This window comes from Streptomyces sp. NPDC002935 (genome assembly GCF_040611295.1).
Classification (GTDB): domain Bacteria; phylum Actinomycetota; class Actinomycetes; order Streptomycetales; family Streptomycetaceae; genus Streptomyces.
On record NZ_JBEXNW010000041.1, the window covers coordinates 67,577 to 76,742 of the forward strand.

Sequence of the window (9,166 nt, forward strand, 5' to 3'; positions counted from 1 at the left end):
GCCCTCGCGTCACTCGACTCCGGCGTTGAGGAACATCCCGCCGTCGACCACGAGCGTCTGACCGGTGACCCAGTCCGACTGCTGCGAGGTGAGGAACGCGGCTGCCCCGCCGATGTCGGAGGGCACGCCGAGCCGGCCGAGCGGGTAGGCCGCGGCGGCCTCCGCCTCACGGCCCTCGTACAGTGCGGCCGCAAACTTCGTCTTCACCACGGCGGGCGCGATCGCGTTGACCCGCACCTTGGGCGCGAACTCGTGCGCAAGCTGCACGGTCAGGTTGATCATCGCGGCCTTGCTGATGCCGTACGCGCCGATGAACGGCGAGGGCGCGAGACCCGCGACGGAGGCGATGTTGACGATCGCGCCGCCGTTCTCGCTCTGCCAGGCCTTCCAGGTCTGCTGGGCGAAACCGAGCGCGGAGACGACGTTGGTCTCGAAGACCTTGCGCGCCACGTTGAGGTCCAGCTCGGCGATCGGCCCGAACACCGGGTTCGTACCGGCGTTGTTGACCAGGAAGTCGACGCGCCCGAAGGCCTCCATGGTGCGTTCCACGGCGACGGCCTGGTGTGCCTCGTCGTGGGCCTTGCCGGCCACACCGATGACGCGGTCGGCGCCGAGCGCCTCGACGGCCTCCTTGAGGGCGTCCTCGTTGCGGCCGGTGATGCAGACCCGGTCGCCGCGGGCGACCAGGGCCTCCGCGACGCCGTAGCCGATGCCGCGGCTCCCGCCCGTGATGAGCGCGGCCTTGCCCGAGAGTTCGGGGAGTGTTGTCATGTGCGTTTCCCCCGGCCTTAGTTGAGCGGTCCGCCGGCCACGTACAGCACCTGGCCGGAGACGAATCCGGCGGCCTCGCCGGTGAAGAAGGCGATGGCGTTGGCGATGTCGTCGGGGTTGCCGACGCGCTGCACGGGGATCTGGGTCGCGGCCGCGGCCTGGAAATCCTCGAAGTCCATGCCGACTCGGGCGGCGGTCGCGGCGGTCATGTCGGTGACGATGAAGCCGGGCGCGACGGCGTTCGCGGTGACGCCGAACTTGCCGAGCTCGATGGCCAGGGTCTTGGTCAGGCCCTGGAGCCCCGCCTTGGCGGTGGAGTAGTTGGCCTGGCCGCGGTTGCCCAGCGCCGAGGACGAGGACAGGTTCACGATGCGGCCGAACTTGGCGTCGACCATGTGCTTCTGGCAGGCCTTGGCCATCAGGAAGGCACCGCGCAGGTGCACGTTCATGACCGTGTCCCAGTCGGACACGCTCATCTTGAACAGCAGGTTGTCGCGGAGGACGCCCGCGTTGTTCACCAGGATGGTCGGCGCGCCGAGCTCCTCGGCGATCCGCGCGACGGCGGCCTCCACCTGGGCCTCGTCGGAAACGTCGCAGCCGACCGCGAGGGCCCTGCCCCCGGCGGAGGTGATCTTCTCCACGGTGTCCTTGCACGCGGCCTCGTCGAGGTCGATCACCGCGACGGCGCGGCCTTCCGCGGCCAGTCGTACGGCGGTCGCGGCGCCGATGCCGCGCGCGGCACCGGTGACTACGGCGACGCGCTGCTCAGTGGTGGACATTGCTGGTTCTCCTCGCCCTTGGAAAAGCCGGCCCAAGCCCGGCCAAGCTGTCTCGACACCCTTGCGGAGTCTTCGGGGGTCCCGAAATACCCGCGGCTCACACGGTACGCCCGTCCAGTGAGCGACCGCTTAGTACCTTCAGCAGACGTGACGCTAGAAGCCCTGGCACTCGGTGTCAACGGCACACCGCGCGCGTGTGATCCATTACCTGACCAGCAGCTCGAGCAACCGGTCCACCTCGGCGCGCGGATCGGCGGTCAGACCGGTGTGCACGGGGCCCGGCCTGACGACCGTCGAGCGCGGCGCGATCAGCCAGCGAAAACGCCGTCCGGCGTCGTCGCGTGCCGCTTGACCAGCGGCTTCTCCCCCGGAACAGACACCCTCGACGGCGCGCAGCGCGGCCCGTACGCCCACCACGTCCGCGTCCGGGTCGAGGGCGAACAGCCGGTTCTCGTCCAGATGGGTACGAGCCGCGACGAAGGAGTGCGCGCGGCAGTACACCAGTACGCCCGCATTGAAGCACTCGCCGCGCTCGGCCCGTGGCACCACGCGCAGCAGCGCGTACTCGAAGACGTCCCGCTCGCTCACTTGTTCCCCTCGATGACGTCGATGCCCTTGATCCGCTCGTGGATGACGCCGGCGCGCGCCAGGAGCGGCCCCGCGTAGGCGCGTCGCAGCGCGTCCGCCGAGTCGAAGCCCGGCTCGTCCACCAGCCAGGCCTCGGGGATCTCCGCAGTGACCTCGGCGAGCAGGTCCTCGGTGATTAGTGGGGCCAGCTCGGCGGCGGCCGAGGCGATGTCCGGGCCGAAGGGGGTGAGCGCGTGATCGGAGACGTCGTACGGCTTGGCCGCCGAGGCCTCGGCGCCGGGCCAGTGGTGGTGCCAGATCATCGTGGCGCCGTGGTCGATGAGCCACAGGTCGCCGTGCCACATCAGCAGGTTGGGGTTGCGCCAGGAGCGGTCGACGTTGTTGACCAGGGCGTCGAACCAGACGACCCGGCCGGCCTCCTCGGCGCTCACCTCGAAGGCGAGCGGGTCGAAGCCGATGGCGCGGGAGAGGAAGTCCATCCCGAGGTTCGGGCCGCCGCTCGACTTCAGGAGTTCCTGGACCTCCTGGTCCGGTTCGGCGAGCCCCAGGACGGGGTCGAGTCCGATCGTCACCAGGCCGGGCACCCGCAGGCCGAGCCGGCGGGCGAGTTCACCGCAGACGACCTCCGCGACGAGTGTCTTGCGCCCCTGTCCCGCGCCGGTGAATTTCATGACGTACGTCCCGAGGTCGTCGGCCTCGACGAGTCCCGGCAGCGAGCCGCCCTCACGCAGGGGCGTGATGTAGCGGGTGGCGTTCACTTCCTTGAGCATCGCCCCAGGTTACTGGGGTGGCCCCGTCGATCGGGCGCGGCCCGGGGCGCGGCCAGGGGGGTCGGTGCGCGGATCGCGGCGGCTCTCCTGTCGACACGCTGTCGATCCGGTCAAGAACTCTCCATCCCCTGAACAGCGCGCGCGGAAGGACCGTACTTCTGAGCAGATCCACATCACGTCCGTTGAAGGGAAAGCCAGCATGACCAGCGAATCGCTTCACCCCGCACCGGCACCGGCCAGGCGCACCGTCGTGGCGGCGGTCGGCGCGGCGGGGCTCGCCGTCGCGCTGACCGCGTGCGGGGCGGACGACAAAGCCTCCGACACCGTGGGTTCCGACAACGGCGCGGCCGGGAACGCGGGCACGGAACTCGCCAAGACGGCCGACATCCCGGAGGGCGGCGGCAAGGTCTTCGCCGACCAGGGCGTCGTCGTGACCCAGCCGACGGCGGGGACCTTCAAGGCCTTCTCGTCCAAGTGCACCCACCAGGGCTGTGCGGTCAAGGGCATCGCGAACGGTGTCATCAACTGCCCTTGCCACGGGAGCCAGTTCTCCGCGACCGACGGCAGCGTGAAGAAGGGGCCCGCGACCAGCGCGCTGGCCGCCACACCCATCACCGTCGAGGGCGACTCGATCAAGCTCGCCTGACCGCTCGGGAGGTCAGCGGCGCCGCCGTTTGAAGCAGGCGAGCACGTCGTCGGTGGTCGTGATCGTTGCCACCAGCGCGAGCGTGTGCCGGATCATGGCGGGTGTGTACTCGGAGGGCACCCCCGCGATGGCGTCCGCGGGCACGACGACGGTGTAGCCGCGGTTCACGGCGTCGAACACGGCGTTGGGGATGGCGATGTTGGCCGAGACTCCGGTCACCACGAGGGTGCGACAGCCCAGGTTGCGCAGCAGCGGGTCGACGTCGGTGCCGGCGACCGGCGACAGACCGTGCAGGCGGCGTACGACGAAGTCCTCCTCGGCGACCTCGATGGGCGGCGCGATCCGCACCGCCGTCGTGCCGGTCAGCTGCTGCACGGGCAGCCGCTCGGCCGCGCGGAACAGCCGGGCGTTGCGGTTCGCGCCGCGGCCGTCCGGGCGCCGTTCGGCGACCGCGTGGATCACCTGCACTCCGCTCTCGTGCGCGGCGTCGACCAGCCGGGCGACATGGGTGAGCGCCCCGGACGACCGTGCCTCCTTGGCGAGTTCCGGTAGCGCGCTGTCCTGGCCCACGACACCCTGTTGGCACTCCACGGTGAGCAGCACCGTGCCGATGGGGTCGAGGAGTTCACTGAGTTGCTCGAACGACGGCATGGCTCTCCTTGTCGTCGTGGGTCGGGGCGGGCGAGCGTAACGACCATTGCGTGAGGAAGGAAGACGCCTCATGCTTTTCTGACGGTACGTCAGACAACTTCGGCCGCGCGGAACGGGCCGGCCCTCGGGCCGGTCCGGACACGGCCGACACGACACGAGGTCCGGCCCGGGACGGGCCGCCGGCACAGCTCGGCACGGACAGGACCGACACACAGAAGAAGAGGGGACCGCATGGCCGTCACCCAGCGCAGAGGCCGGAAGATCATGATGACTCCCGGTGAACTGGACGAGTTCCTCACCACCCAGCGCACCTGCCGCGTCGCCTCCGTCTCGAAGGACGGGGTCCCGCATGTGAGTGCCCTCTGGTTCACCTGGGACGGCACGTCGCTGTGGTTGTACTCGGTGGTGCGCAGCAAGCGCTGGGTGCAACTGCGGAACGACCCGCGCGTCGCGGTGGTGATCGACTCCGGCGAGGAGTACGGGGAGCTGCGGGGCGTCGAGCTGTCCGGCACGGTGGAGTTCGTCGGCGAGTTCCCTCGTACCGGAGAGCTGTGCGCCGAACTCGACGTCCCGGAAACCCTGTTCGCCCGCAAGAACTTCGGCCTGGAGGAGATGCCGCACGACGGCCGGCACGCCTGGATGCGGCTGACACCGGACGCGATCGCCTCGTGGGACTTCCGCAAGCTCCCTCCGATGTAGCCGAACCACCCGCCACCGCTCCTTACTTGACGGCCTCCCCGGCCCTGCGCAAGGCGTCCACCGCCGCCCTGATCGACGGCCGGCGGTCGGCGTCGGCCCGCCAGACGACGTAGACATGGCGGCGCACACGCTGCCGCACCGGCACCGTGACGACGCCCTCGGGCATCGGATGGCGTCCGAGGAGCGGGGCCACGCACACGCCGAGCCCGGCGGCCACCAGTGCGAGCTGGGTGTGCGTCTCCGCGGCACGGTGCCCGATGCGCGGTTCGACGCCCTTGGAGCGCAGGGTGAACATCAGCCACTCGTGGCAGAACTCGCCCTCGCCCCAGGTGATCCACTCATCGTCGGCGAAGTCCCCCAGGTCCACCTCGTCGCGGGCCGCGAGCCGGTGCCCGACCGGCATCGCCACGTCGGCCGGGTCATCGAGGATCGACGCCTTGACCAGGCCGTCGGGCAACGGCATCGGCTTGTTGTGCCAGTCGAGCACGACCGCCAGGTCCAGGTCCCCGCGCACCACTCCCGCGACCCCGGCCTCCGGCTCCAGCTCGCTGGAGCGCACCCGCAGTCCGGGGTGGTCGGCGCGCAGTTCCGCGAGCGCCGCCGGGAACAGTCCGCGTGCCGCGGTCGGAAACGCCGACAGCCGCAGCTCACCGACCACCTGACCGCGCTGCGCCTCCAGATCGGACTGCGCGAGCTCGACCTGGGACAGAATGCGCGCCGCGTGCTCGGCGAGCAGCCGCCCGGCGTCGGTCAGGCGCACCCCCCGACCGTTCTTGGCGAGCAGTTGTTGCCCCACCTCGCGCTCCAGCTTCGCCATCTGCTGGGAGACGGCCGAGGTGGTCACGTGCAGCCCCTCGGCCGCGCCGCTCACCGAGCCGTGCCGGGCGAGGGCGTCGAGAGTGCGCAGGCGCTCCAGATTCAACATGTAAGCAATGCTACGAGATAACGCTTGGGAAATCTCGCTTGTGCTAAGAGATCGTTCTGTTCCATTCTTGGCCCCATGAGCACCGTCGCCACTCCTCGACCCGGCGCGCCGACCGGCGTCGCACCCCGCCGCCGCAGCGCCCTCGACTGGCGGATCCGCTTCGGCGTCCTCTCGCTGATCTGGGGCTTCAGTTTTCTGCTGATCAAGGTCGGCACGGACAGCTACGCGCCGTTCCAGGTCACCTTCGGACGGCTGCTGTTCGGGACCGCGGTGCTCGCGGCGGCGATGGCGGTGAAGCGGGAGCGGCTGCCGCGCGGGGCCAGGACGTGGGGACATCTCGCGGTCGCGGCCCTCCTGCTGAACGCACTGCCGTTCTCGCTCTTCGCCTACTCCGAGCTGACCATCCCGTCCACGCTCGCGGGCATCTGCAACGCGACGTCGCCGCTGTGGGGCATGGCCCTCTCCCTGGTCGCCCTCTCCGAGGACCGGCCGACCCGGCGCAGGGTCGCCGGTCTCGGCATCGGCTTCCTCGGCGTCCTGACGGTCCTCGGTGTCTGGCAGGGTTTCCACGGCCTGGACGCCACGGGCACGGCGATGGCCCTGCTGGCCTCGCTCAGCTATCCGATCGGCTGGATCTACGTCCGCCGGACGCTGGCCGGCACCGGCCACTCGCATCTGTCGATGACCGGCGCGCAACTGCTCCTGGCCACCGCCCAACTGGCTCTCGTCACCCCGCTGTTCACCACGCTGCCGAGCCATGTCGCGGTGGTGCCGCTGCTCGCGATCGTCGCCCTGGGAGCCCTCGGCACCGGTCTGGCCATGCTCCTCCAGTACGGCATCGTCGCCGAGGTCGGCCCGACGACGGCCCAGATGGTCACGTACTTCATCCCGGTCATCGCCACCGCCGCCGGTGTCGCGATCCTCGGCGAATCGCTGGCCTGGTCGACGCCGGTCGGCGCGGTGATCGTCCTGGCGGGCGCGGCCCTCACCCAGGCGAAGCCGCGCCGCTGACGCCGAGGACACCCCCCGTCACGTCCTCCACGGCACCCGCCCGCACGGACCCCACGACACCGGCTGTACGGGCCCCACGACATCGGCATCGGCCGTCCACGCTCCCCGGACACCCGCCGCCCCGGCCCCGACGTCGCCGACGCCTCAGACGTAACGGCGTGCGGGTGCCGGTCCCACGGCGGCCGCGACGGCGTCCGCGAGCGGCTCGATGTCCTCGGACCCAAGCGTCGAGACAGTGATCCGGATGCCCTGCGGCGCGCTCATCCGGAAGCGGGCGCCGGGCGCGACCGCCCATCCGGAGTGCAGCAGCCGGGCGACCGCACCGGTCTCGTCCGGCACGGGAATCCAGACGTTCATCCCGCTGCGCCCCCGCGCCTCGACCCCGCGCGTCTTCAGCGCGTCGATCAGCGCGTGGCGGCGCCGCCCGTACGAGGCCGCCACGACCGCGGCGTCGACCGTTCCGGAAGTCCACAGATGGACCACGGCCTTCTGGAGCAGGCGGCTCACCCAGCCGGGCCCGAGCCGCTGCCGCCCGTGCACACGGTCGACGGTGACGGGGTCCCCGGTGAGCACGGCGAGGCGCAGGTCGGGCCCGTACGCCTTGGCGACGGAGCGCACGAAGGCCCAGCTGTGCGTGACACCCGCGAGGGAATGCAGGGGCAGGTCGACGATCCGGTGGCCGTGGTCGTCCTCGATGAGCAGCGTCTCCGGGTGTTCCCCGAGCACGGAACGCAAGGCACGCGCGCGTGAGGCGGTGATCGCGGCGCCGGTGGGATTCTGCGCCCGGTCCGTGACGATCAGGGCCCGCGCCCCGGCCGCCAGCGCGCGCCGTACGTCCTCGGGAAGCGGACCCTCGTCGTCGACACCGACACCGACCGTGCGCAGCCCGAGCGCCGGCGCGAGGTCGAGCAGGCTGCCCCAGCCGGGGTCCTCGACGGCCACCGCGTCGCCGGGTTTGAGATGCGCCATCAGGACGCGCTCGATGGCGTCGAGTGATCCGGAGGTGACGACGACGGGTCCGTCGGGCACCCCGTCCGCGTCGAGCCCGGCGCGGGCGAGGCGCTCCAGCTCCGGTTCGACGGCGTCCTCCCCGTAGTGCACGGGATACCGGTCGGACCGCAGGGCCGCCGCCGCGAAGGCCTCGGCGAGGGCGGGCAGCAGGGCGGGGTCGGGATTGCCGTCGGCCACGTCCCGCACCCCCTCGGGGACCTCGACACGAAGGTACTCACGTCCTGTGGTGGCCGGCTTCGGGCGCACCCGGCTGCCCCGGCGGCCGGCGGTCTCGATGACCCCGCGCTCACGCAGCGTGCGATAGGCGGCCGCGACCGTATTCGCGTTGACCCCGAGCTCGTCGGCCAACTCCCGCATCGGCGGCAGCGATTGACCCGGTTCCAGCTCCCCCGACCCCACCGCTCGCTCGACACTGGCCGCAATGTCGGCTGCGCGGCGCCCTTCGATCCGATACTCTCCTAGCACAAAAGAGATTATGCACTAGTGCAATGGAGAAGGCAATGCCGGAGACGAGCACCCAGCCGAGGACGACGCAGTCCGCTGCCTACACCCCGACCGACCGCACCGTCCCCACCCGCTCCAAGGAGCGCGCCGCGTACGACCACGAGCTGGTGCACGCGATACTCGACGAGGGTTACGTCTGCCATCTCGGCTTCGTCCGCGACGGCGCGCCGGTCGTCCTGCCCACGCTGTACGCACGGGTCGGCGAGCGGCTCTACGTGCACGGCTCGACGGGTTCTCGCCCCCTGCGGATGACCGGCCAGGCCGATCCCGGGCTGGCCGTCTGCCTGACCGTGACGCATGTCGACGGGCTGGTGCTGGCCCGCTCGGCCTTCCACCACTCGATCAACTACCGCTCCGTGGTGGTGCACGGCATCGCCCACCAGGTGACGGACCCCGAGGAGAAGCGCGTGGCGCTGGACGCGCTGGTCGACCACGTCGTCCCGGGCCGGTCGGGCGACTCCCGCCCCGCCAACGCCAAGGAACTCGCGGCCACCGCCGTGATCAGCCTGGACCTGGACGAGGTCTCCGCGAAGCTGCGCGGCGGCGGCCCGAACGATGAGCCCGAGGACCTCACCCTCCCCCACTGGACCGGCGTGCTCCCGCTCACCAAGGGGTACGGCGCCCCGATCCCGGCGGACGACCTGGCACCGGGCATCGAGCTGCCCGGCTATCTGACGGCCCTGTGAGCGCGCGAGCCGACCAGGACGTCACAACCAGGACGTGAACGGATGTGCCGGGTGCGGGCCCGCGCGGGGCCCCCCCCCGCACCCCGGGCGGCGCCCGCGGGGCACAGCCAAAAGCCGGGAGTAGG

At 71.2% G+C, this 9,166-nt stretch carries 11 protein-coding genes; 4 read left to right on the forward strand and 7 right to left on the reverse strand.

Annotated elements, in window-relative coordinates:
- Window positions 1–9 precede the first annotated feature (9 nt).
- The 4 genes from ABZX90_RS37445 to ABZX90_RS37460 all read right to left on the reverse strand — a co-directional run bounded on the left by ABZX90_RS37445 (window position 10) and on the right by ABZX90_RS37460 (window position 2,908).
- Window positions 10–771: an SDR family oxidoreductase gene (locus ABZX90_RS37445; protein ID WP_351133967.1), complete on the reverse strand. Its 762-nt coding sequence runs from the start codon at window positions 769–771 to the stop codon at window positions 10–12.
- 17 nt (window positions 772–788) lie between these two features.
- Window positions 789–1,550 (reverse strand): 3-oxoacyl-ACP reductase FabG, encoded by a 762-nt coding sequence (gene fabG / locus ABZX90_RS37450; RefSeq protein ID WP_351133969.1) that lies wholly within the window; start codon window positions 1,548–1,550, stop codon window positions 789–791.
- A gap of 204 nt (window positions 1,551–1,754) precedes the next feature.
- Window positions 1,755–2,138 carry a DUF3037 domain-containing protein gene (locus ABZX90_RS37455; protein ID WP_351133970.1) on the reverse strand — a complete coding sequence of 128 codons (384 nt, stop codon included), beginning with the start codon at window positions 2,136–2,138 and terminating at the stop codon, window positions 1,755–1,757.
- Window positions 2,135–2,908, reverse strand: a complete 774-nt coding sequence (locus ABZX90_RS37460) for a HipA family kinase (RefSeq protein WP_355212680.1) — start codon at window positions 2,906–2,908, stop codon at window positions 2,135–2,137. Before ABZX90_RS37460 ends, ABZX90_RS37455 begins: the two co-directional genes overlap by 4 nt.
- 199 nt (window positions 2,909–3,107) lie before the next feature.
- Between ABZX90_RS37460 and ABZX90_RS37465 the strand changes: the two genes are divergently transcribed.
- Complete coding sequence (locus ABZX90_RS37465; RefSeq protein ID WP_351133975.1) at window positions 3,108–3,554, forward strand: Rieske (2Fe-2S) protein; 447 nt, start codon at window positions 3,108–3,110, stop codon at window positions 3,552–3,554.
- 12 nt (window positions 3,555–3,566) lie between these two features.
- Here the strand turns inward: ABZX90_RS37465 and ABZX90_RS37470 are convergent, their stop codons facing one another.
- The gene (locus ABZX90_RS37470) at window positions 3,567–4,205 is read right to left on the reverse strand and encodes a cysteine hydrolase (RefSeq protein ID WP_355212683.1); all 639 of its coding nucleotides are present in this window, start codon (window positions 4,203–4,205) and stop codon (window positions 3,567–3,569) included.
- Window positions 4,206–4,436: 231 nt separating this feature from the next.
- Here ABZX90_RS37470 and ABZX90_RS37475 point away from each other — a divergent pair, with 231 nt between their 5' ends.
- Window positions 4,437–4,904, forward strand: coding sequence for a pyridoxamine 5'-phosphate oxidase family protein (locus ABZX90_RS37475; RefSeq protein ID WP_081223215.1), 468 nt, complete (start codon window positions 4,437–4,439; stop codon window positions 4,902–4,904).
- Window positions 4,905–4,926: 22 nt separating this feature from the next.
- Here ABZX90_RS37475 and ABZX90_RS37480 read toward each other — a convergent pair whose 3' ends face one another.
- On the reverse strand, window positions 4,927–5,829 hold the full coding sequence (locus tag ABZX90_RS37480) for a LysR family transcriptional regulator (RefSeq protein WP_355212687.1): 903 nt from the start codon (window positions 5,827–5,829) through the stop codon (window positions 4,927–4,929).
- Window positions 5,830–5,904: 75 nt separating this feature from the next.
- On the opposite strand from ABZX90_RS37480, the gene ABZX90_RS37485 reads away from it, so the two are divergent.
- Window positions 5,905–6,840: a DMT family transporter gene (locus ABZX90_RS37485; RefSeq protein WP_355212690.1), complete on the forward strand. Its 936-nt coding sequence runs from the start codon at window positions 5,905–5,907 to the stop codon at window positions 6,838–6,840.
- Between the two features lie 144 nt (window positions 6,841–6,984).
- Here ABZX90_RS37485 and ABZX90_RS37490 read toward each other — a convergent pair whose 3' ends face one another.
- Window positions 6,985–8,316 (reverse strand): aminotransferase class I/II-fold pyridoxal phosphate-dependent enzyme, encoded by a 1,332-nt coding sequence (locus ABZX90_RS37490; RefSeq protein WP_355212694.1) that lies wholly within the window; start codon window positions 8,314–8,316, stop codon window positions 6,985–6,987.
- Window positions 8,317–8,351: 35 nt separating this feature from the next.
- Between ABZX90_RS37490 and ABZX90_RS37495 the strand changes: the two genes are divergently transcribed.
- Entirely contained in the window at window positions 8,352–9,041 is a 690-nt protein-coding gene (locus ABZX90_RS37495) for a pyridoxamine 5'-phosphate oxidase family protein (RefSeq protein WP_351133985.1), read from the forward strand.
- Window positions 9,042–9,166: the final 125 nt, after the last annotated feature.